Source organism: Parcubacteria group bacterium (genome assembly GCA_016204045.1).
Taxonomy (GTDB): domain Bacteria; phylum Patescibacteriota; class Minisyncoccia; order Phycocordibacterales; family UBA2135; genus JACQLQ01.
The window spans coordinates 346,751-368,908 of sequence record JACQLQ010000001.1 but is presented as its reverse complement, the minus strand read 5'-3'; the positions used below and the strand labels follow the sequence as shown (position 1 = coordinate 368,908).

At 50.5% G+C, this 22,158-nt stretch carries 26 protein-coding genes and 7 tRNA genes; 24 read left to right on the top strand and 9 right to left on the bottom strand.

All coding sequences use genetic code 11. The features are described from left to right. Positions 1-12 precede the first annotated feature (12 nt). Positions 13-94: transfer RNA gene (locus tag HY455_02245), tRNA-Leu, on the top strand. Between the two features lie 84 nt (positions 95-178). Continuing rightward, entirely contained in the window at positions 179-1,441 is a 1,263-nt protein-coding gene (locus tag HY455_02240) for an MFS transporter (GenBank protein ID MBI4118327.1), read from the top strand. 57 nt (positions 1,442-1,498) lie between these two features. Here HY455_02240 and pyrE read toward each other — a convergent pair whose 3' ends face one another. Both pyrE and pyrF read right to left on the bottom strand, forming a co-directional pair. Then, on the bottom strand, positions 1,499-2,182 hold the full coding sequence (pyrE, locus tag HY455_02235; GenBank protein ID MBI4118326.1) for an orotate phosphoribosyltransferase: 684 nt from the start codon (positions 2,180-2,182) through the stop codon (positions 1,499-1,501). Further along, entirely contained in the window at positions 2,179-2,898 is a 720-nt protein-coding gene (gene pyrF / locus HY455_02230; protein MBI4118325.1) for an orotidine-5'-phosphate decarboxylase, read from the bottom strand. The genes pyrE and pyrF overlap by 4 nt, the downstream gene beginning before the upstream one ends. A 119-nt stretch (positions 2,899-3,017) precedes the next feature. Between pyrF and miaA the strand changes: the two genes are divergently transcribed. From miaA to HY455_02215, 3 genes are all read left to right on the top strand, one after another. Next, positions 3,018-3,926, top strand: a complete 909-nt coding sequence (gene miaA / locus HY455_02225; GenBank protein ID MBI4118324.1) for a tRNA (adenosine(37)-N6)-dimethylallyltransferase MiaA — start codon at positions 3,018-3,020, stop codon at positions 3,924-3,926. A 36-nt stretch (positions 3,927-3,962) separates the two neighbouring features. Beyond that, positions 3,963-4,038, top strand: a tRNA-Trp gene (locus HY455_02220). A 92-nt stretch (positions 4,039-4,130) separates the two neighbouring features. Further along, complete coding sequence (locus tag HY455_02215; protein MBI4118323.1) at positions 4,131-4,325, top strand: hypothetical protein; 195 nt, start codon at positions 4,131-4,133, stop codon at positions 4,323-4,325. A gap of 29 nt (positions 4,326-4,354) precedes the next feature. Here HY455_02215 and rpmG read toward each other — a convergent pair whose 3' ends face one another. Further along, on the bottom strand, positions 4,355-4,513 hold the full coding sequence (gene rpmG, locus HY455_02210) for a 50S ribosomal protein L33 (protein ID MBI4118322.1): 159 nt from the start codon (positions 4,511-4,513) through the stop codon (positions 4,355-4,357). Positions 4,514-4,656: 143 nt separating this feature from the next. Here rpmG and HY455_02205 point away from each other — a divergent pair, with 143 nt between their 5' ends. Beyond that, positions 4,657-5,118, top strand: a complete 462-nt coding sequence (locus tag HY455_02205; protein MBI4118321.1) for a GNAT family N-acetyltransferase — start codon at positions 4,657-4,659, stop codon at positions 5,116-5,118. Positions 5,119-5,190: 72 nt separating this feature from the next. On the opposite strand, the gene HY455_02200 is transcribed toward HY455_02205, so the two are convergent. The 3 genes from HY455_02200 to HY455_02190 all read right to left on the bottom strand — a co-directional run bounded on the left by HY455_02200 (position 5,191) and on the right by HY455_02190 (position 6,648). Then, positions 5,191-5,508, bottom strand: a complete 318-nt coding sequence (locus HY455_02200; protein ID MBI4118320.1) for a hypothetical protein — start codon at positions 5,506-5,508, stop codon at positions 5,191-5,193. Positions 5,509-5,851: 343 nt separating this feature from the next. Next, positions 5,852-5,936: transfer RNA gene (locus HY455_02195), tRNA-Tyr, on the bottom strand. 67 nt (positions 5,937-6,003) lie between these two features. After that, on the bottom strand, positions 6,004-6,648 hold the full coding sequence (locus tag HY455_02190) for a hypothetical protein (GenBank protein MBI4118319.1): 645 nt from the start codon (positions 6,646-6,648) through the stop codon (positions 6,004-6,006). Between the two features lie 132 nt (positions 6,649-6,780). Between HY455_02190 and HY455_02185 the strand changes: the two genes are divergently transcribed. The 6 genes from HY455_02185 (at position 6,781) to HY455_02160 (ending at position 11,318) form a co-directional block, all read left to right on the top strand. Next, complete coding sequence (locus HY455_02185; GenBank protein MBI4118318.1) at positions 6,781-8,355, top strand: efflux RND transporter periplasmic adaptor subunit; 1,575 nt, start codon at positions 6,781-6,783, stop codon at positions 8,353-8,355. A gap of 5 nt (positions 8,356-8,360) precedes the next feature. Next, positions 8,361-9,614 carry an ABC transporter permease gene (locus HY455_02180; protein ID MBI4118317.1) on the top strand — a complete coding sequence of 418 codons (1,254 nt, stop codon included), beginning with the start codon at positions 8,361-8,363 and terminating at the stop codon, positions 9,612-9,614. A gap of 4 nt (positions 9,615-9,618) precedes the next feature. After that, entirely contained in the window at positions 9,619-10,284 is a 666-nt protein-coding gene (locus HY455_02175; protein ID MBI4118316.1) for an ABC transporter ATP-binding protein, read from the top strand. A 62-nt stretch (positions 10,285-10,346) separates the two neighbouring features. After that, positions 10,347-10,808 carry a hypothetical protein gene (locus tag HY455_02170; GenBank protein MBI4118315.1) on the top strand — a complete coding sequence of 154 codons (462 nt, stop codon included), beginning with the start codon at positions 10,347-10,349 and terminating at the stop codon, positions 10,806-10,808. Between the two features lie 13 nt (positions 10,809-10,821). Next, the gene (locus tag HY455_02165; GenBank protein MBI4118314.1) at positions 10,822-11,055 is read left to right on the top strand and encodes a hypothetical protein; all 234 of its coding nucleotides are present in this window, start codon (positions 10,822-10,824) and stop codon (positions 11,053-11,055) included. Then, a complete protein-coding gene (locus tag HY455_02160) occupies positions 11,052-11,318 on the top strand; it encodes a hypothetical protein (GenBank protein ID MBI4118313.1) in 267 nt (88 codons plus the stop codon). The genes HY455_02165 and HY455_02160 overlap by 4 nt, the downstream gene beginning before the upstream one ends. Before the next feature lie 92 nt (positions 11,319-11,410). On the opposite strand, the gene HY455_02155 is transcribed toward HY455_02160, so the two are convergent. Continuing rightward, entirely contained in the window at positions 11,411-14,116 is a 2,706-nt protein-coding gene (locus HY455_02155) for an AAA family ATPase (GenBank protein ID MBI4118312.1), read from the bottom strand. A 64-nt stretch (positions 14,117-14,180) separates the two neighbouring features. After that, on the bottom strand, positions 14,181-15,104 hold the full coding sequence (locus HY455_02150) for a serine protease (protein MBI4118311.1): 924 nt from the start codon (positions 15,102-15,104) through the stop codon (positions 14,181-14,183). Between the two features lie 107 nt (positions 15,105-15,211). On the opposite strand from HY455_02150, the gene HY455_02145 reads away from it, so the two are divergent. The 12 genes from HY455_02145 to nadE all read left to right on the top strand — a co-directional run bounded on the left by HY455_02145 (position 15,212) and on the right by nadE (position 20,938). Further along, positions 15,212-15,685 carry a DUF4446 family protein gene (locus tag HY455_02145; protein MBI4118310.1) on the top strand — a complete coding sequence of 158 codons (474 nt, stop codon included), beginning with the start codon at positions 15,212-15,214 and terminating at the stop codon, positions 15,683-15,685. Positions 15,686-15,778: 93 nt separating this feature from the next. Continuing rightward, positions 15,779-17,311 carry a translation initiation factor IF-2 gene (gene infB / locus HY455_02140; protein ID MBI4118309.1) on the top strand — a complete coding sequence of 511 codons (1,533 nt, stop codon included), beginning with the start codon at positions 15,779-15,781 and terminating at the stop codon, positions 17,309-17,311. Between the two features lie 18 nt (positions 17,312-17,329). Next, on the top strand, positions 17,330-17,692 hold the full coding sequence (locus HY455_02135) for a ribosome-binding factor A (protein MBI4118308.1): 363 nt from the start codon (positions 17,330-17,332) through the stop codon (positions 17,690-17,692). A gap of 62 nt (positions 17,693-17,754) precedes the next feature. After that, positions 17,755-17,826, top strand: a tRNA-Cys gene (locus HY455_02130). Positions 17,827-17,828: 2 nt separating this feature from the next. After that, a tRNA-Leu gene (locus tag HY455_02125) sits at positions 17,829-17,910 on the top strand. A gap of 224 nt (positions 17,911-18,134) precedes the next feature. Beyond that, a complete protein-coding gene (locus HY455_02120) occupies positions 18,135-18,689 on the top strand; it encodes a hypothetical protein (protein MBI4118307.1) in 555 nt (184 codons plus the stop codon). Further along, complete coding sequence (locus HY455_02115) at positions 18,668-18,904, top strand: hypothetical protein (GenBank protein ID MBI4118306.1); 237 nt, start codon at positions 18,668-18,670, stop codon at positions 18,902-18,904. Before HY455_02120 ends, HY455_02115 begins: the two co-directional genes overlap by 22 nt. Before the next feature lie 117 nt (positions 18,905-19,021). Further along, positions 19,022-19,093, top strand: a tRNA-Lys gene (locus tag HY455_02110). A 4-nt stretch (positions 19,094-19,097) separates the two neighbouring features. Next, positions 19,098-19,268: a hypothetical protein gene (locus HY455_02105; GenBank protein MBI4118305.1), complete on the top strand. Its 171-nt coding sequence runs from the start codon at positions 19,098-19,100 to the stop codon at positions 19,266-19,268. 11 nt (positions 19,269-19,279) lie between these two features. After that, positions 19,280-19,364: transfer RNA gene (locus HY455_02100), tRNA-Leu, on the top strand. 70 nt (positions 19,365-19,434) lie between these two features. Next, a complete protein-coding gene (locus HY455_02095) occupies positions 19,435-20,025 on the top strand; it encodes a hypothetical protein (GenBank protein MBI4118304.1) in 591 nt (196 codons plus the stop codon). Between the two features lie 73 nt (positions 20,026-20,098). Beyond that, positions 20,099-20,938: an NAD(+) synthase gene (gene nadE / locus HY455_02090; protein MBI4118303.1), complete on the top strand. Its 840-nt coding sequence runs from the start codon at positions 20,099-20,101 to the stop codon at positions 20,936-20,938. Between the two features lie 134 nt (positions 20,939-21,072). On the opposite strand, the gene HY455_02085 is transcribed toward nadE, so the two are convergent. Beyond that, on the bottom strand, positions 21,073-22,020 hold the full coding sequence (locus HY455_02085) for a hypothetical protein (GenBank protein MBI4118302.1): 948 nt from the start codon (positions 22,018-22,020) through the stop codon (positions 21,073-21,075). Positions 22,021-22,158 lie beyond the last annotated feature (138 nt).

Here is a 22,158-nt window from a genome sequence, read left to right as displayed (position 1 = left end):
ACTGAAAACGATGCCCGGGTGGCGGAATTGGTATACGCGCACGACTCAAAATCGTGTGCCGCAAGGCTTGGGAGTTCGAGTCTCCCCCCGGGCACTAAGACAGGACTTTTCATAACTCTTCTCGAAAAAAATTTGCGCAAAGTGTATAATTAAAGGGCAAAAAGAATTTTCGAGAACTATGACAGATCAAAAGCACTCCCCCTCGATACGTCATCTCTTCATTGCCTTCATCCCTTTGTGGATCTTCCTCGTCATGTACAAACTTGGAGGAAGCCTTCACTACTCCATTCTCTCTCCCCTTGGTGAGCAATTGATGCCTCTTTGGGTCGTCGGAGCAATCATCAGCACGAGTTCGTTTGTACAAATGATTCTTGATGTGCCAGCTGGATACATCCTCGACCGATTTGGCTATCTCCGCTTCCTTAAAATCTCGGTAATCGCCTTTCTCTTCGCCGGCATTGCCTTCATGGTTGACCTGACGATTCTTACCTACATGATAAGCATGGTCGCCGCAACAGTGAGTTGGCTCTTGGTTCCACTCGCAACAAATGCCTATGTCCTTGCGCACGCCCCGGAAGAAAGGTCCTCGCGATTTTTTGCCATGCGCGATGTTGCTATCTCGACGGGAGTCTTTTTAGCAAGTGCCATCTTGGGCTTCGTGCTCCTTCTCGATGTGAAGGTTATGGGGCTCATTATTACTATGAGTATGGCGGTAGCACTTGTCGTCATACTCTTCGCACCGCCAGACAAAAAGTTGTTTGTAAAAGAGGTGAAACTAGCGACATGTGATTATTATGTCCGACGCAACCCCTTGGGTACGACGTTATGCTTCTTGCCAAAACTAAACCCGGCGAGCATTATGCTTATGCTTTTAGGGTTCAGTTCTTCCGTATTTTATGCCGTAGTTTGGTTTATCGTTCCCCTCGTCATCGCACACCAGGTAAGCTCCGGACTTTTGAGCCTTGGTCTTGGCATTTTCGACCTCGCTATCGTCGTTACGGGTTTTGCGCTTGGGAAAATCGTCGAAAGGGGGGACAAGCGGACGTATGTATTCTTCGGGCTCCTTCTCTTTTCAATTTCGGCAACGTTAATCGGGTTTGACTTTGGCTGGCTCTTCCTCATCTTTGGATTCCTCGCGACAACAGGCGATGAACTGACGAGTATCTCGCTCTGGTCTTGGCTCCACACCCTTTCTCACGACGAGGATGGAAAAGGCCTCCTCGCGAGCGTCATTACCCTCGCCCAAGATTTGGGGTGGGCTGTCGGTCCGATTTTTGCAGCACTTGCATATGGATGGGTTGGCCCCTCGTGGGCAATCGCATCGTCTGCTATCTTCATTTTCGGAACGTGGATTGCTTACCAATTCCTTATGCGCTACTACCCGAAAGTTTCTCCCGTACACGTCCCCTCACGCCCCTCACGTGTACGACACAGGGGGTAACCATCTCCTTTTCTCAAAACAAAAACCCGATCGCTTAAAGCGATCGGGTTGCGTCATTTAGACTGCTCCGTATTTCTTTTTGTATTCGAGAACGAGTGCGAGAGCGTTTCGCCCCCACTCCTTTTCTTCGTTGGGACCAAACCCTTCGGCGATATCTCCCAATACGGCGATAAGGTCATCGCAAGTCGCAGCAGCACGGACGGGAACGCCGTGACGTGCTTCAAAATCTTGAGTCGCAGACGCGCTCTTCGCTCCGTCCGTAACCCGCTCTTGGCGGTCAAATGCAATGATGACCCCGGCGAGAATACCGCCTTCGTTGTGGACGAGTTGTGCTGTCTCATCGAGTGTGCCACCTGTCGTAATGACATTATCGATAATGCACACACGTTTGCCCTTCAGAGGATGGCCCAGGATAAGGCCTTGATCACCGTGATCCTTTGCCTTTGGTCGATTGAAAGCGTACCCGACATTTATGTCGTGACGCTCGTAGAGCTCGTAAGCCGTCGCAACAGCAAGTGGGATACCTTTCATTGGCGGACCAAAGAGAACATCAGTCTGCATATCCTGCGCAATGGCTGCACATGCTTTTGCAAGCTCTCGAATAGACGCTCCTTTGTCAAAAGGTCCGGAATTGAAGTAGTAGGGCGAAATACGCCCACTGACGAGCTTCATGCCCCCGGGAATGATCTTGATTGCTTCCCGAGCGAGGGCGTAACGGACAAAGTCCTTTGCGGCGCTCATACCGACTTCTCCTGGCACGCACGCCTTACTTCTTCTTCGATACGTTGCGCAGCAGACACGGGGTCTTTATCTTCAGTAATCGGTCTGCCGATAACAAGTGCATCTGCACCTGCCATGATAGCCTCATACGGTGTCATCACTCGCTTCTGGTCTTGCTTGCTTGTGCCGGCAGGACGAACACCAGGTGTAATGAGTGAGAAATCCTGCAAATCCGTGTGACTCCGAAGGAAGGTGAGCTCTTGCGGTGAACAGATAACACCATCGCAACCCGCGCGCATTGCATCCCGTGCGAGCTGAAGAACCTTGGTCTTGCTTGGCCCACCGAAGATGACGTTGATATCATCTTCATTCAGAGACGTGAGAAGCGTTACTGCCAGCACAAGGGAGTTCCCCTTGTTTTTTACTGCTGCAGCCATGGCTTCTACTCCCGCAGAAGCATGAACGTTGAACATCTTCACTCCTAGCGCCGAAACTGCTTTGGCTGCTCTGCCTACCGTATTAGGAATGTCGCAGAACTTGCCATCATAAAAGACTTGTCCGCCGAGAGAGTGGATAAACTCTACGGCCTGGGGGCCACCCACGGCTGTCGTGAGCTCCAGACCGATCTTGAAACAACCCACATGCGGAGCAAGCATTTTGACGAGAGGCTCTGCCTTGCGAAGTTCATCGACATCTACTGCTACAAAGGTTCTGTCCTTAGGAAGTGCGTCCTTCATTTCTTTCCTCTGATTGCCAATCTAGCAAAGACAATAACAAGGAACCCTTGGGAGGGCAATGGGAAAACAACACTCTTTTTGCCTTGGCAAGCCCCGTGTAGTACAGTTACAAATAATCTATGCTACAGAAGCCAAAAGTCATCGTCATTGTGGGTCCCACAGCTACGGGCAAGAGTAGTCTCGCTGTTAAGCTCGCAAAAAGAGTTGGTGGTGAGGTAATCTCCGCCGATTCGAGGCAAGTATACAAAGGTCTTGATATTGGTACTGGTAAAGTAACCGAGAAAGAAATGCGGGGCATCCCCCACCACCTTCTTGATGTCGCATCTCCCAAACAACAATTCACAGCCGCACAATTCAGAACAAAAGCGGCTCGCGCGATACGGGACATCCTTGCACACGGCAAGGTCCCGATTTTGGTCGGTGGCACCGGTTTTTATATCGACACAGTCCTCGGAAATATATCGTTCCCCGAAGTGCCCCCCGACACGACGCTCCGCCAAGAGCTTGAGACGAAGCCGCTTCTGGAATTATTAGAAAAACTCGAAGCACTCGACCCAGAACGTGCGGAAACGATTGAGCGTGCAAACCCGCGGCGCATTATACGTGCTATCGAAATTGCTCGAGCACTCGGCAAGGTACCTCGCATCGGAAAAAAAGATGAGCATTATGATGCGCTTAAAATAGGGCTCACACTTCCCGACCAGGAGTTAAGGAGCAGGATAACCATTCGCTTATTCGCGCGAATTAGGGGAGGGATGATTGCGGAGGCAAAGCGACTCCATAAAAAAGGGCTCTCGTGGAAACGTATGCGAGAGTTGGGACTAGAATATCGATTCCTCGCTGACTACCTAACGAGCAAACTTACGCAGAAAGAGTTTGAGGAGGGATTGGGAAGCGCCATCTCCCACTATGCAAAGCGGCAGATGCGTTGGTTCAAGCGCGATCTTGATATCGCATGGTTTACGCCAAAGGAATATTCAAAAATTGAGAAACATGTGCGTACTTTTCTCCTCAACAAAGACCATTGAAAGAACGTTAAATGTGTGATATCCTTTTTATTAGATAGGGGCGTAGCTCAGTTGGTAGAGCGTCGGTCTCCAAAACCGAAGGCCGCAGGTTCGATCCCTGTCGCCCCTGCCAAAACCATGCGAGGAACAACCTCGCCTTTTTCTTTGCTTGACCTACTGCGTGTAATGCCCTACGTTTAAAAAAGAAACTCGTGGGAAACCTAAATGCGCCAACTCACGCAATTGGTAGGCAAGACAATCAGAGAAGCAACTTTCGACGAAACAAAGCGCGAAGTGAGTGTGGTGTGCACTGATGGAACACGGCTGGTGGCTGCGGCACGAAGCGGGCCCGGAGCGGATAGCGAGTATTACACATGGACTGAGATCACTCTCGGTGACCAGAAGCTGGTTGATGCTTAAAGCAAAAGCGACCATTTTGGGGTCGCTTTTTACTTCTTTATCTCCTTGTGGGGGATGTGCTTGCGGCACCAGTTGCAATACTTTTTGATCTCGATCTTGCGCTGGACCAGTTTCTTGTTCTTTTGGGACCAGTAGTTGATCCTTTTGCACTTGGTGCAGGCGATGCGTATTAGTCTGTCTTGGCTCATAGAATAAGGTTTAAAAGCAGATATGTGTCCTCCCAAGATACCATAACGGACAAGAAAGGCAAGCTTTCTATATAATAGGCAAAATTGACAAAGCCCATATTGACCAATATCCTTGCCTTAGAATATGCAGTCGGAGATGCTCTGTGGATTTCCACACAGGACCGTACGAGCCTAGCGGTAAAGCTCACGATTTGAGTGACATCAACGCTTTGAATGCGGCGGCGTTCGCCCAACCCCCGATGACTGCTCAAGAATTCGACGAATTCCTAGGACAAGGGCGTATGCATTTCTTTGTTGCAAGGGAGAGCGGAACTGGACGTATCGTAGCCACCTTAACGCTTCACACCTATCTGCTTTCATGTGGCGGCAAAAATCGAAATGTGGGGTGGATTGAACAGGTCGCAACACATCCTGATTACGAAGGGCGCGGGCTAGGCACTAAGCTCCTTAAACTAGGAGAAGCAGAGGTCCGTGCAAGTCTTATCGGCCGTCCGCGCCTTACCAGCAGTAAAAAGGGTGCGCAAAAATTTTATCGGAAGCGTGGGTGGAGGGAAACTTCCTCAAGGGTTTTCGAGCTAACACTCCCAACTCCTGCGCAGGAATAGTTTTGGATATTTAGAGTTATAACTCCGGCATTGGCTGGAGTTATCTTGTATTGAAAAAGCCCTTGACGGGGCTTACGACGAAACTGCTCTTGGGGGGTACACCCGAGATATCTCGAGCCCCGACATATTGAAGCGGAAGATCGCCTGGCATTTTCGTTCACGGAATTTAACTAAGATTTTTCGCCACAGCGCATCGCGATACCGGATACGATGATGCTCCTGAAGCTCTGGGTTGTAACGTATGTCCCAAACGATAATGACCGTCTGTTCTGTCTCCCCAGTACGGAGATACGTAATGGGAACAGAGGCAAGAGTACCGCCCCAAGGGTCTGTGATCTCCACGAGTTCATCATCTCCAGTCCGAGATGCCACAACGGATTCCTTTTCCACACGCAACTCGGGGCACGTGTTCTCCTCATGTTCTAACACAAAGGAATCGAGTGAACAACTAACAAAGTTTGAAATACAACCGCAGAGAGTCCCACGCGAAGTGCGCAGGCACTTCGCTTCCGCCCTACACAAAACGCGGCAAAGCCGCGTTGTTTGGTGGGCGCGGAGGGACTCTGATCCCACAGTTACTAATTCACCCTCGACAGGCTCGGGTTCATAAGTACTGTTGGACGCGGCTCGCCCTCCTCGCGGACTCGGCATGGCTCCGCCGGTTCGAGTCCCACGCGAAGTGCGCAGGCACTTCGCTTCCGCTCTATACAAAACGCGGCAAAGCCGCGTTGTTTGGTGGGCGCGGAGGGACTCGAACCCCCGTAGGCCGAAGCCGCTTGGTTTACAGCCAAGTGCAATTGCCGCTATGCGACACGCCCCTAACAGGGAAATTACCATTTTTGACGTCTAGATTCAAGACGCAACAAAAAGCACCCAAAGGGTGCCTTACAAGCTACGGACCTGTTTGTCGAGAAGCTGCGCTTCTCTAAGAAGACTCTTGGCAAGCTCTCGCCGGTTATCCACACGAAGACCCATTTCAGTCGACGAGAACATTACTCCAAAGAAAGCTCCGATGCCAGACCCCCAAAGCAGAAACCAGGGAAGATTGGCAAATGCTGGTAAGCCAACAAAAATGAGTCTGAGAACCCACAGCACAGAGGTAATCAAGAGAATGATAGACAGGGCTGTAAAAAATGATGGCCAAAATGACTGCAGGGGTTCGGTAAGGAATATTCTGTAATTGGTTCTGGAACCTGGGCCAACTATGGCGTATTCACCCCCAAAGGACAGAGTATCACCGACTTTTTCCCTAGTTTCTTGCGCGACCCTCTTGAACGCTTCTGTCTTGAAAGCCCTTCGACTGTAGAAAAACCTTCCGAGCCCAGTGAGATTGCGTTCCACAAGCGGCCTAACTGTGTTTTCGAACGTAGTCTTGCCAGCAAGGACGTCCGCGACCAGTGGCGACTTTTCCTTCCAGCGAGCCACGACTCTGTCCATAACAACTTTCCTATCATCTGCGTCTGGCAGGGCAAGCACTGCTTGTACGGATTGAAAGAAGCTCATGGGTGTTTCTTCGATTGTCTCCGCCATGGGTCCCTCGAACAGTGGACTGTTTGGCAGTCTAACAAACCTTTCTCGAAAACGAAAGGGGAATACGGAATGCCTAGTAAACCTCACAAAGTAAGACGTGACAAAGTGGGAAAAATATGTTAGCGTCTCCACATGCTTACGATAACCTCACACATAAAGGCCGCGCTCTCATTTATTCGCTCTCACTTCATTATCGCAGGAATTACCGGCATGCTCGTTGTTGGCGGAACGCTCTTCGCAATGAACGGAGGAGGCGGGGATGCCCAAACACTCGCTCTACATCCAGCAGATTTTCTTCAGCAAATCTCTGTCTCGGGAACAGTTGTCGCCGCAGACGATGCCGACCTGGGCTTCACCCAAGGTGGCCGTATTGCTGGTACTTATGCAAAGGTTGGCGATCGCGTCTCTCGTGGCACAATCCTAGCTTCGCTTGAAAATGGGGATCTGCGTGCGGCCGTGCTTCAGAAAGAGGCAGCACTCGAAATAGAAGAAGCAAATCTTGCTTCGCTTGTTCAAGGATTGCGCCCAGAAGAGATTGCCATTACGGAAGCGCAGGTGGCTATGGATGAAGCGACGCTGATGCAAGCAAAACAAGGTGTCATAAACGCCCTGCAAAATGCGTATACGAAAACTGATGACGCCGTACGAAACACTGTCGATCAATTCATACAAAATCCGAGATCTGCGAACCCGCAGTTGCTCTTTGTCACGACGGACCAATCCATAAAAGAAAAGCTTGAATCTTCGCGTCTCGCGTTAGAAGAGGTCCTTATACGGTGGGAGAGTACCCTGGCGACACTTGGAGGGGAATCACTTTCTACCGCAAACACACAGGGGAAGTCGGATCTTGAAGCGGGTATTAGGTTTCTGTCGCTAGCAAACACTGCTCTCAACAAGAGTACGCGAAATGAACAAGTAACTTCTGCGTCGCTCGCGGAATGGACAAGCGATGTGGCTGGAGCAAGGACAAATCTGAACGTTGCAATGGACACCTTGACGAGCGCCGTCACGGCAGAAAAGAGCGCCGCAACAGCGCTTGCAAAAAACGAACGGAAACTTGCCCTGGACCGTGCGGGGAGTTCACTGTCGGACATAAACGCGCAGAAAGCCCGTGTTAAAGCCGCTCAAGCAGACCTTGAGAACGTACGGGCGCAACTCCGAAAAACACTTGTAATCGCGCCATTCAATGGCATTCTGACGAAGATGGACATTAGACCGGGGGAAATCGTCACGTCAGGGACATCGCCCATTGCCATGATGGGCGAGGGAACGCTTGAGATAGAAGGATACGTACCAGAAGTAAACGTAGCGCTCTTGAAGCCGGAGAACCCTGCGCTGGTAACACTTGACGCGTACGGACCGAATGTTACATTCGGCGGCAAGATCATTTCGATAGACCCTGCACGTACGGTCCGCGACGGTGTTTCAGCATACAAAGTAATGCTTCGCTTTGATGGCGGAGACACACGCATCCGTTCGGGCATGACTGCGAACATTGTCATTACCACCGAAGAGCGTCAAAACGTAGTCAGCATACCCCAGGGGGTCATCACACGCCGTGACGGCAAGAAATTTGTGACAATTCTCAAAGAGAACAACCCGTTTGAGCAGGAGGTGACGACGGGACTTGTGTCATCTCTTGGCAATATTGAAATCCTCTCTGGACTTGGCGATGGTGACGTCGTCGTCTTACCGAACGAGGAGTAAAAACCATGTTTTCTCCACTTAATATCCGCATAGGATTCTTTTTGGCATTGCGCCAATTGCGACGCGCTTCTCCATGGACGACAGGGCTCACCATATTCATTATGGTGCTCACCTTCTTGAATCTTGTCGTCGTCTCAGGGATTTTGGTTGGCTTGATCCAGGGCTCTATTAACGCGTGGAGAGTTGAATTTACAAGTGATGTTTTTATTACAACGCTCGATGACAAGAAATATATCGAGAACAGCCCTAACCTTCTCGCGCTCATAAGGACAATGCCGGAGGTCTCGGCTGTGTCCCCGCGTTTTAGTGAAGGGGGGACTCTAGAGGCAAACTACAAAACACGGAAGGATACGGACAAGCCCAACACCGTCGGCACGCAGATTATGGGAATCAGCCCAGCAGATGAGGATGCGGTAACAGATCTCGCAAGTTCCATTTCAGAAGGGGCGTATCTTTCTCCGAATGATTACGACCAGATTCTTTTGGGCACCTATCTCCTTAAACAGTACGTGCCGATTGAAGATCCTAACTTCCCAGCATTAAACGATGTTGGTGTGGGAACAAAAATTCGCATTACCGTCGCCGGAGTGACCCGCGAAGTGGTCGTGAAGGGGCTTCTGAAAAGCAAGGTAGACGCCGTAAACAGGAACGCCTTTATGGTTGATTCGCAATATAGGAGCATGATTGGACGAACGGACGGGAACGTCGATCAATTCGCTGTAAAACTTAAAGAAGGCGTCGACCCCACGAGTGTCCGCGAAGCACTTAAAAGAAGCGGGGTCGACCAATACGCGAAAGTGCAAACATATGCTGACGCGCAACCCAAGTTTTTGAAGGATATTATTGCTACCTTCAACATGCTGGGAAATGCCTTTAGCTCGCTTGGTCTCATTGTCGCCTCCATAACTGTTTTCATCGTCGTCTTTATCAATGCTATTACACGCCGTAAGTATATCGGCATCTTGAAAGGAATCGGCGTGAACGGTTCGGCGGTTATGATTTCGTATATCTTCCAGTCTATGTTCTACGCGGTCGTCGGCTCGGCGATCGGACTAATACTGGTCTATTCACTTCTCGTCCCGGCAATTGATGCCCACCCCATTAACTTCCCCTTTAGTGACGGAATCTTGGTCGCCCCGCTTGGAGAGACTCTTTTTCGTGTGGGACTCCTTGTGTTTGCCACTATCGTCGCCGGTTATATCCCCGCGTGGATGATTATCCGCAAAAACACACTCGACTCAATCCTAGGCCGCAACTAAAACCATGATCAAAACAACAAAGCTCACGAAGTCGTTTAAAAACGGAGACATCGAAACCCACGTGCTCAAGGGGATCGATTTCGAAGTGAAGCAAGGAGAATTCCTCGCAATCATGGGTCGGTCAGGGGCGGGCAAAAGCACGTTCCTCTACCAATTGAGCTTGCTCGACGACCCCACAGACGGGGAAATCTTAATTGAGGGAGAGAAAGCGCATACGATGACTCCCAAAGAGAAGTCACGCATACGGCTCCACAAGTTTGGGTATGTATTCCAAGACTATGCGCTTCTTCCTGAACTCTCTGCTCTTGAAAATGTAGCACTCCCCCTCCTTATGCAAGGACACACCACAGGAGAAGCATATGAAAAATCTAAAGAAAGCCTGGAGCGCCTCGGTCTTGGCCACCGACTTCGAAATTTGCCGAGTCAACTTTCTGGCGGGGAACAGCAACGCGTCTCTATTGCTCGTGCGGTGGCGCATAGACCCAAGATTCTCTTTGTCGATGAACCGACGGCAAACCTCGACAACGAATCGTCCAGGGTCGTGATGAAGGCATTTAAGGACCTGCACAAAAACGAGGGACAGACAATCATCATGGTCACCCACGAAGAAGAGTTTGCGAAAGAGGCGGAGCGTATCATCCGTATCGACAACGGGCGTATTTCAGAATAGGGCTTGCAATGTGTGCTATTTCGTGGTATTGAGAAAACAGATTGCTCGTAGTGAGGTGGCACATGAACACGTCGGCACAGCCGAATGCAGCGCCAAATGTGGCAGAACTTCGTGCTTTTTTCAAGGAATTTGGACCTGAGGAGGGAGATGGAATCGTGGCACTCATCGATGTGCTCGACACTCCCGAGGGAAGACGTATCCCCTCCTTGGGTTCAAGCTCAATTGTCTTCCCTGATGATCCGGGTTTCCGGAGTGTCTATATCGGGAGCCTCGACGGTTCTGTTACCCCTTTGCAGTGGATTGCTATGCTAAAGGACGTCTATAGAGACGCGCCTCCGCTTGGAAGAAAGCGTCTTTCGACGATATGCGCAGAGTTTGCCGCATTTCACAAAGCGAAACCTGTTGGGAACGTCTCAATCGCGCGGAAGGACGGGACCTTCAGTGTTCCCGCCGAGGCGTGGAACCCTGACATGACCGATGAAGCACTTGAGCCCTATCGAACCCAGCACTTGGGACTCGGCTAGGAGACAGCACTCAATGCCGAAGTGCAAAGCGTGCAATGATACCGGATCAATTGACACCGGGAATAACGACCTTCCGTGTGACTGCCCTGCTGGAGCAAAAGCACTTTTCAATCAAGCCGGCGTCACGGGCCCCGTAACTGGTGCAGAAGTTCGCCGACATTTCTTGAATGACTCGCCAGAGCCGCTCAGGATTGGAGCGGAATCCATTCCCGCCTCAAGCCTACCTGGCAGACGGAGGGGGGCGTGACCATAGGACGATACATGCTCGTCGGTGGGCTCTTTGCCGCCTTTCTCGTCTTCGGTATCGGAGGTAATATTTTGGCAATTTCCAATGAACTCGACTGGAACCACATCCTCCGCCTCCTTGCGGCAATGATAGGTTCTTCATTTCTGGGAGCACTTGCCGGAGCTTGGGTGGCAACCGTCGCGGAACGCGATAAGCGCCTAAGAAGCAAGAAACCTCCAGAACCACCGGTTCAACAGGATATTACACTCCCCATTAACGTATAGTTCATGAGGGCACCCAGAGACATTCGTCTCTGGGTTTTTAGTTGCACAAAAAAGACCGGCCCGATAGTAATTGGGCCGGTCTTTTTTGTGGCTTACGCCATAGCTTTTTCTTTAGGAGGAGTTGCTCGCTTTCGCACGCGTTGAGACTTCTTCTCAACATCAATCGCAATCTCACCCTTCTTCATGGAGACCAAGACGGTCCCCCCTTCACGCACACCTTGAGAGATCATAAAGGTCGCGACGGGGGTCAAAATCTTGTTTTGAATCAACCTCTTGAGCGGTCGAGCACCATATTGGGTGTCATACCCAACCCTCGCAAGATAGTCGAACACGTCCGGCTCGAGCGCAAGCTTAATCTCTTTCTCAAGAAGCCGCGCGCGAACATTCTCTACTTGAATCTTTACAATCTCCTTGATTGCGTCTGGTGAGAGCAAGTTAAAGACCACGATCTCATCGAGGCGGTTCAGGAATTCCGGGCGGAAGTGCGAACGTAAACTTTCAAGCACGTTTCCTCGAAGTGTCTCGAAGGTACTCTTCTCGTCTCCGCCGCCAAAGCCGATTTTCTCCATACGGTTGATATGCTCGGAGCCCACGTTTGATGTCAGAATGATAATGGAGTTTTTGAAGTTAACTACCCGACCCTTGGCGTCGGTCAAGCGACCGTCATCAAGCACCTGAAGGAGGATGTTGAAGACCTCGGGGTGGGCCTTCTCGATCTCGTCAAAGAGGATAACCGAATACGGACGGTGACGTATCTGCTCGGTAAAGACACCTCCTTCTTCGTGGCCAACATAGCCAGGCGGCGAACCGATCATCTTCGAAACAGAGTGCTTTTCCATGAACTCCGACATGTCAACGCGAATCATCGCCTTCTCGTCATCAAACATGAACTCGGCGAGCGCTTTGGTGAGCTCGGTCTTACCAACCCCTGTGGGCCCCAAGAACATAAAGGAGGCAATCGGACGATTCGGGTCTCCGATTCCCGCGCGCGAGCGCTTCACGGCGTCAGCAACGATGCGAACCGCCTCGTCTTGTCCGACAATCCGCTTTTTCAAAACTTCGTCCATGCGCTCAAGCTTCCTAACCTCTTCTTCGAGCATGCGCATGACGGGCACACCCGTCCAACGAGCGACAACGTCTGCGATTTCGACTTCGGTCACTTCTTCGTTGAGAATTCGACGTGACTTCTGAAGCTTCTTCAAACGCTTCATCTTTTCCTTGAGATCGCGCTCAATTGCCGGCATTCTGCCATAACGAATTTCTGCAGCACGGGTAAGTGATGCTTTGATTTCGGCGGCCTCTCCTTCAAGTCGGAGCGCCTCGTATTCTTTCTTCAGTTTACTGATGTCATCCAAAAGACCCTTCTCGTTTTGCCATTTAAGCTCGAGTTCGTGTGTCTTCTCTTTGAGGTCAGCGATTTCTTTGTCGATTTGCTTCATGCGCGACTTGGCCTTGCGCTTACCAGAGGCGCTGGTCGCGACTGATGTGTCCACTTCGTTCTTGAGCGCCTCTTTCTCAATCTGAAGACGCATGATGGCTCGATGCGTTTCTTCAAGAGCTTGTGGCTTGTTCTCAAGCGACATGCGGAGAGTTGAAGCCGCTTCGTCGATAAGGTCTACCGCCTTGTCTGGGAGAAAGCGATCACTAATATAGCGACTGCCGAGTGTTACCGCGGCCACAATAGCGTTGTCGGTAATCCTGACGCCGTGGAAAAGCTCGTATTTGTCTTTAATGCCACGAAGAATGGCGATTGCATCTTCGGGAGAGGGTTCATTGATATAGATAGGTTGAAAACGACGTGTCAGCGCCGGATCTTTTTCGATATATTTTTGATATTCCTTGAGAGTCGTCGCACCGATTGCGCGTAACTCTCCGCGTGCAAGTGCGGGCTTCAACATGTTTGAGGCATCAACTGAACCTTCGGCCGCTCCGGCACCTACAATGGTGTGAATCTCGTCAATAAAGAGAACAACCTTTCCTTCGGCTCGCTCAATCTCCTTCATGATTGCCTTCAAACGTTCTTCAAATTCGCCGCGGTATTTTGTGCCTGCAATGAGTAAGCCGAGGTCCAAGGAAACAAGTTCTTTGTTCTTCAAAGATTCCGGCACTTCCCCTTTTGCCATACGAACCGCGAGCCCCTCGGCAATCGCTGTCTTCCCCACTCCCGGGTCACCGATCAAAATCGGATTGTTTTTGGTCCGGCGCGAGAGGATCTGGATCATGCGATTGATTTCGCTGTCACGACCGATGACTGGGTCGATCTTGTCTTCAGCTGCGAGTTTGGTCAGATTGCGCGTATACTTTTCGAGCGAACGAAACTTCTTCTGGGGCGTCGCATCTGTAACCGAGTGAGAGCGCAAGTCCTCAATGACTTCGAGTACTCGCTCTCGTGTAATGCGAAACCGCGCGAGGATCTCGCGTGACTGACCAGGCACATCAAAAGTCGCCAAGAACAAATGTTCGGTCGATACAAACTCGTCTCCAAGGCCTTGTGCAACACGAACGCTTTTTTCCAAAATCTGGGCAAGCTCCGGAGTGAGGTAAATCTGGTATGACGGCGCAAGGACGTTTGACCCTTCTGGTGCCTCGATCGCTTCGAGGAGAGAGTCGGCGAGAAGAATAGTGTCCACCTCGAGTCGATCCAGCACAGAGAGCACCATGGACTCTTCTTGGAGGACGAGTGCAGTCAAAAGATGCACAGGGGTAACATGCTGTTGACCCCGCTCAATGGCAAGTTCATGCGCACGACGAATCGCTTCTTGCGCTTTCGTTGTGAAATTCCCGAAAGAAGGTGGCATACGTTAATAGTATCAAGAATTAGGTATTAGGTATAAAGTAGATGCCACTATTTTACATGCTAGTTTACTGAATGTCAAGGTCTTTTCCTCCTTTATTTACAAGCGGCTCCCCTTCTTTGTGCGTACTTTGCTTTCCCTTAAGAAGTTCTTCAATGTAGCGCGCCGGGACCACGTAGTGGGCCCCGTCAGCCGCGATGGTAATGCCGAGAACTGCGCCGTCAGTGTTCAAGAGCGGTCCACCAGAATACCGCCTGTCTACATCCATGGTTGTATGAATCTTAACAATACGACTTCCGTTTTCCCCCTCTCCCGCCGCGGCTCGTTCAAGGCGAGAGACAACACCCAAAAGAAGCTGGAGGTCATCATCGGCACCTAGCGCGATCGCTGTTTGCCCAATGCGTGTTTCCGCAGTATCTGCAAACGAAACCGAGCTGAAAGGCTCTGTCGCACCTTCGGTGAGAGTAGATGAGGTAATTTCCAAAACTGTGATTGGCGAAGACTCATCTGTTGTTGTCGCCCGACGAGCGGTAAACTCAACCCCGCCTAGGGTTGTAACGATGAACTCGTTCTGATCTTCTGGGAGTTGCGACTTATCACCGAGCACGACGCGACTTTCTTGTATCACGAAGCCGGTTCCAACATTTTCGATTTCGATTTTTTGAGCATCACCAGCGAGACCCTGCAGTAGCGACGACTTTTTCTTCGGATACCCAATAATGACGAGGTTGGCCGAATTCTTCTCTGCCGCCTTGACGATGAAGTCCTCTTCCTTGATGACGATATTGTTTACTTGTGCTGGCTGTTCTGATTTCTGCGGCACAATGATCCGCTCTGTCCTTTCGACGACTCTGTTAATAGTTTGTGTAACACCTGGAGGAGCTTGGTCCATGAGCGTGACCGTCACAATGCCAGTCGCAATAGACGTCACGAATGAGACCAGGAGCGCGAGTAGTATGAGTTGATTTTTATTGAGATTTTCTAGATCCATACGCCGCTTACTTCTACTTACTTCCTTTAACTGCATCATACAATAAAAAGTTAACGTATCCAAGTGAACTGTGCACAAAAGTGCTTATACTGTTATACTCTTAACATATGATTCCGCTCGAAACCCCCGTTCTTCTTGCCTTTGGCGCTGTGGCCTTCCTCTTTGCTGTCGTGTTTGGACTCCTTATCGCCACAGAACTACGACTCAAGCGGCTTCTCCGAGGCAAACATGCTAAAGATTTGGAGGAAACACTTAAGGAGGTGGGACACGAGCTCGACCTTCTCAATGAAAACAAGAGGCAACAACAGGCCCAACTCAAAAACCTAGATGAACGACTGCGCAAAAGTGTTAGAGAAGTTGGCGTCGTGCGCTTCAACCCGTTCAAGGGAACATCGGGTAGCAACCAAAGCTTTGCCGCGGCCTTCATAAATGAGGAGGGCAACGGCACCATCATTTCCTCCCTCTACTCCCGCGAGCAAGTATCAGTATTTGCAAAACCCCTCAAAAACGGGCAGTCTGAGTACGAGCTGTCTAAAGAGGAGAAAGAGGCTATCGCCCGTGCCTCGCACGGGAATCCCTAATTCCTACTATCTAATTTCTAAAGCCGATTGGTAACTGGTATTTGGATTTCATTAGAAATTAGAAATTTAGAGTCAGAAATTTGTAGTACTACTATGTCTCCCGCTTCCCAAAAACCAAATATACAAAGTGGTTCTGTCCCCCGCCCCCCTGTCGTTGTCGTTATGGGGCATATTGATCATGGGAAATCTTCTCTGCTCGACTACATACGCAAAACAAACGTTACGGCCGGAGAAGCCGGGGGTATCACCCAACATATGTACGCCTACGAAATCGAACACCAGGGCGAGGGTGGAGGAAAGCGCAAAATCACGTTTATCGACACTCCGGGCCACGCAGCGTTTTCTCTGATGCGCGAACGAGGAGCCGTGGTGGCTGACATAGCGATTTTGGTGGTCGCTGCAGATGACGGAGTAAAGGCGCAAACGGTTGAGGCCTTAAAGACAATACGCGGTAACAATGTCCCCTTCATTGTTGCGCTCAACAAAATTGACAAAGAAGGTGCGAACTCAGAGCGCGTTAAACAAGAGCTTGCCGAGAAAGAAGTGTTTGTCGAAGGATACGGTGGGGATGTCCCATTAGTGCCAATTTCCGCGAAACGAGGAGACGGAATCCCCGAACTTCTTGATATGGTCCTCTTGGTCGCGGACATGCGCGAGCTTACGGGGGACCCAGAGGCGAACGCCGAAGGTATTGTCATTGAGGCGCACCGCGACGAACGGGTGGGCATCTCGGCAACACTCATCATCAAGAACGGAATCTTGCGCAAAGGTATGTACGTTGCTATCGGGGGAAGCGTCGCTCCCGCTAGGCGCGTCGAGAACTTTTTGGGCAAGACGGTGGACGAAGCAACCTTCTCTGCCCCGGTTCATGTCTACGGTTTCGCTGAATTACCGAGCGTTGGCGCAACATTCAAGGCATCGGAATCTCAAGAAGAAGCAATTGCCGCGGCAAATCTCCTTAAGGACGAGGTGGCAAAAACTCCTGTCTCTGCGCCAAGGAGGGAAGAGACGGCGGAGGATGTCGCCGTTGTCCCCATTATTATCAAGGCGGACACAATGGGTACGCTGGAAGCGATTGAGAAGGAAGTGGGGTTGCTCTCCCCCGAGCGTGTGCGACCATATATATTGGGTAAGGGCATCGGCACTGTCGGTGAAGCAGACGTGGCGCGAGCACTTGGTAAAGAAAAGGCCATCGTAGTCGCCTTCAATACAAAAGTTGAGCGACGCGCAGAAGAACTCGCGACTCGTGAAAAGGTCTCGATCGGAACTTTCACTATCATTTACGAACTCATCGAGTGGCTCGAGAAAGAGCTTACCAAACACCGGCCCAAAGTCATGGTTGAAGACGTCATCGGTAGCGCAAAGATTATCCGAGTATTCAGTAGGACAAAAGACAAGCAAGTAGTGGGTGGCCGCGTGAAGACAGGACGCCTAACGACAAGCAAAGAAGTTCGAGTTATCCGTCGTGAGAATACAATCGGACACGGGAGAATACTGGAGCTCCAACAACAAAAACAAAAAACAAACGAGGTGTTAGAGGGTGTTGAATTCGGCGCGATGATTGAATCGCGCCACGAAATCGCTCCTGGAGATGTGATAGAGGCCATCGAACGAGTAGAACGATAGGGGATTCTGCAATTAAACATGAAACCGAAGAGGAGGGAAAAAACAAAAAAAGTCGGGCCATCAAAGCGGGTAGAGAAGGCCAGCTCCGCACTACAAAAGATTGTGGCTGACTTTGTCGAGGCGCGAGCGCCAAAAAACACGCTTCTTACCGTGACTGATGTTGCTGTATCGCAGGACCTGCGATACATCGTCGCGTTTGTGAGCGTGTACCCTGATGTAGGAGACGTATCGATAACAAAACTCCTGAACGCTGACTACAGAGAGTTAAACGAACTTATCGCTAAACAGGCAGATTTTAAATATATGCCAAAAGTGGTCTTTGAAATTGACCACGGGGAACGAAACCGACAAAGAATAGACGAACTCCTAAGCCAGGATTAATTCCCAGAAACGAGAAAGTCTGGTATAGTTTGTTTGACGGCTCGCCATGAGCGAAGTCGAATGGCACGGTGGCGAAGTGGTAACGCAGCGGTCTGCAAAACCGCGATGCGCGGGTTCGATTCCCGCCCGTGCCTTTGCCGGAGTGGTGGAATTGGCATACACGCTCGACTTAAGATCGAGTGCCGCAAGGCGTGTGGGTTCGAGTCCCACCTCCGGCATTATATAAAACCACGCACTCGCGTGGTTTTTATAGAATGACGGAGAGCGAGCAAACTGCTTTGCTCGCGTGAGGGACTCGAAGGGAAGTCTGGGAGACTTCCCCGGAATTTGCCATAAGTAAATTGAGTCCCACCTCCGGCATCACGAGGAACAAGCGTTGACAGAGGACGATTATGTTTGCTAAACATCTAATAGATCCCCGACATGGGAAGGGGGCACTCGCATGGGAGCTCAAGCATCTGTTTCGAAGGGTTTGATAATTCGCAATCCAATAGAAGCAGCCATTCGCCTCTCCAGGCAAATGACCACACAAGAAATGGCTGGCGATTCTCCTGCCGAACGGGAAATTACGGCCGGGATGCTAAGCAGAATTGATCGAATTAAGTCTGGCCTACTCCCTATTGAACGTGGTTTACTTCAAGCAATCCGTTCCAGGAAAAGCGCTGCTGAGAAGAAAGCTAAGCAACTTAAGTCGCTGAACAAGCTGGGCCAGTACGCACTATTTAGCCTTGAGCCTCTGACCTGGCGTAATAAGCAAGGGTTTCCCCGTCTTGCGGTGTTTAGTCTCAAATCACCAAATTCAGAATTCGCTGTTGTCGATAGTCGTGATTGGGACAGTCGGCGCAGATGGCGCCAGAAAGTTGACCCGAAACTCCCACGAGATGTGCTGAAGTGCTACAAGGATGTTCTTCAAAACCTGTCTGCAATTGCGAAGAAAACCAAGAAGACGGCTAGAGGGTCCGCACGCAATTCACGATGCTCATCCCACCAGACGTGAAGAAGGAGATTGCTCGACTCCGCGGCGAATTCACCGAGATCTTCGTCATTGCCGAAGTGCCGCGTTGGGAGCCCAAGCAGGCGGGAACATTAAGACCTGATGGAAAACTACTCGCGGTAGGATACGATGGCCTCAACTATTGGCTGATTGCCTCATTTACTCCGGTCACCCTTGAAGAGTACATCAGGGCACAATCCAGCAGTAGGGCACAGTAATCCGGGTAATGCTCTGCTTGCTGTGGGGAGTTCGCAATCGCGGCTCCCCTTTTCTTTTGGTACACTTGAGAAAGTAGCAAAAAGAAGCTATTGTACTAGACACAAAGCACCTTTCACCCGCTCATAGCTCAATGGTAGAGCAGCTGCCTCTTAAGCAGTTGGTTGTAGGTTCGACTCCTACTGAGCGGATCCAATGCAAGCCTTTCAATATTTTGATGCGATTGGGATACTCGTCTTTGCATTTATTTTCGCCGATGCAATGTTTGAGGCGCGCGAGGGACATGCAACATGGCGCACGTATCTGCGCGCAGTAATTGGGTTTGTGGGCTTTTTCATTGACGGTTATTTCGTGTTCCTGTATTAATTTTGCAAAATGCTCCCGTGGCGGAATTGGTATACGCGCATGGCTTAGAACCATGTCCCGCAAGGGTTAGAGGTTCGAGTCCTCTCGGGAGCACCAACTACAGCTCTTGACTTTTCTGCAGAAAAGTGATTTTATTTTTTGAGAGGTAGCCCCAAGGGAGACAGATGTGACTCCTTACACCGCCCTTTCGAATCAAGCGATCGATATTCTTCGGAGAGTAGCCAGGTACAGAGCAACATTATCGCCTCGCGGGTGGGACCCACCAAGTGGAGCCTTTTTCGCACGGCTACCAGACGCTATTCGCATAGCTATTGCGAAAGAGATCAATAACTACGTCTTCCTGCGCCTCTATGTAGTGTCGAACCCCGACGAATCGGGCGCGCTCAAAGAAAACTTCCATCTTGTGGGTGTAGAGAGAGACGAGGGCCAAGAAACGTGGTACGACCTCTCGGGGAGTATTGTCACACTTGGTAGCATTCCTAAATACTCACTCATTGAGGCGGGCCAACGCAAGGCTGTGCCATGGTCTTGGAAAAGCCACTGGCGTGTGCTGATTTCAGGAATTGTTTCGGCAGTGACCGCAATATTCTTGCTTGTGTCTTCCTTCACAAATAATCTTGAGCCTTATAGCGGCTTGGTTGCTTTGGTTATCGCTGTCATGCTCTTTTGCATTCCCCCGCTCTTGTGGAATCGAAATACACGGAGGATAGTAGAGATATTGCGTACACGTAATTCTCACATTCCAAGCTTAGCGTAGGGCTAATCCACCTTGGTGACACATAAGCCGAGACACCTCGGCTTTTTTATTTGAAGTTGGTATACTTTTATACATGGCGAAAGATCGCACACAAAACGTCGAAAGCTATTACCCGGGAAAACCGAAGAAAACTGGTCCGCTTAATTTTACATACAAAAAAGTTACAGATGAAGCAATGGTCGAGAAAGTGTGCGACTTCCTGCGCGACAACATCACCGTCCCCGATTATTGGGCTGGGGCAGTTGTTGGAATCTCTGACGGTTTGGATGGGGCAACTACGGGGGCGCTTGCTCTCAAAGCCCTTGGGAAAGAACGTGTTCTAGCTGTAATCGTGAACCTTGGAGACATACCCGAACACCGTGAACAAGAAGCGCTAGCTATTGCGAGCGCAGAAGCACTCGGGGTCGAGTACGAAGTATTCGACGCTTCAAAGATATACGGGGCCTTCCAGGCGCTCGTCAAAGAGCGTGGGCCCTTTACGGATGTGAACATTTCCACCCGTGTCGTGCAGAACATCTTATTCCAGGTCGCCGATGAGAAAAACTACGCCGTCCTTTCGACAATCAACAAAAGTGAGATCCTTACAGGTCGGCTCATGGAACATTTCTACGGGCATGTGGCACCGCTCGCTCCACTTTTCAAGAGTGAAATCTTTGACCTTGCGCGGGTGCTCAATGTGCCAGAAGAAATCATTGCTCGGAAGCCTGGCGGTGTGGACACATGGTATGACGAGGATACGTTCGGAGTCACCTACGACACGCTCGACAAAATGCTCTATCTCCTCACTGAAAAACATCTGACTCCAGAAATGATCGCGAAACAATATAGTTTTGACGAGGCGTGGATTGAACGCCTTGAGGAGCGGACGACACAGCGAGACTGGCGACTCACGACAAAAGAACTACACTTGTAAAGGTGACCTCGGGACTTGTTCCGAGGTATCGGAGGTGGCTCGCTTCGCTCGGAGAAAATAAAAATTGAAACATTTTTATTTTGCCCACTCGCTCGACGAAATAAAAACCGACCGCGGATAGCGATCGGTTGTTGTTATTCCCAAACCAGACGATTGGCTTCTTTGATAAGTCCGCGTACGCGCCACGGACGAAGCATGGCGACAGAGCCCAAGAAAACAGACGAAGCGCCAGCAGAGCGATAATCCCAAATATCATTGCGGGAGAAAATGCCGCCACCGCCATTAATGGGTTTCGTAAAGCCAGCCTTACGCAACTTGCTCACCCACTCACACACAAAGGGTTTGAGTGTCGCCCCCGAGAATCCACCGCCCCCTAGCTTTGCGAGGGGTGAGTTCTTGCTCCCCCAAACACCTTCCCAATTGATCCCATGCCATCCCCACGGTACAGTGTTCGAGATGCATATTGCATCACAATTGGGATTTTGGTTGAGTTCGAGAACGGCTTCTACTGGGGCTGACGCAATGCTGTACTTCGGCACTACGGGCACACCAAGCTTTGCCGCAACCTCAAGAACTTTTGCAGACTCACCAATGAGTTCGCTCGGTTTATGCCCGGTGTTCGGACATGACAGATTGGGTTGGAATCCAAACGGTGCGCAGAAATCATCTTTTGCAGGACCGAGCATATCCACTGCGGCACGAAACTCGTCGAGTCGCTTCTCGGGAGTATCCGCGAGCGACATAAATGAAATGAGGAACGGTTCGGTTCGCATTTGCCACAAACCAGTATCGAGGAGAGCCCTGAGCCCTGGATTACTCAGCCTGACGGCATTGAGCGCTGCACCACGCCATGGCTGTATTTTAATACAGTCAGGAAAGAGATCTCGTGGTGTATAGAACTCTGTGAGCGGCATGTTCCCCACGTTTGCCTCAAGTGTCGCCGTCTTTGAGACGAGAGTCATGCCTTCAAAGTCGAGACCAAACGGACGAAGGGGTGTATGAAACCAGTACCCCTCTCCAAAGAAGCCTTGCACACCAGAAGCACCAAATACATCACCGAAATCAGTCCCACGGAGACGCATCAGTCTTCTCTCTCAACTAAAATCTCCAATAAGGATAGCAAACTGAGGGCCCTACAATCACGCCTTTTTATTGTTACGCCACATACATCTCAAAAAGAAAAGCTGGCCCGGGCGGGACCAGCTTTTCTTTAGCACTTT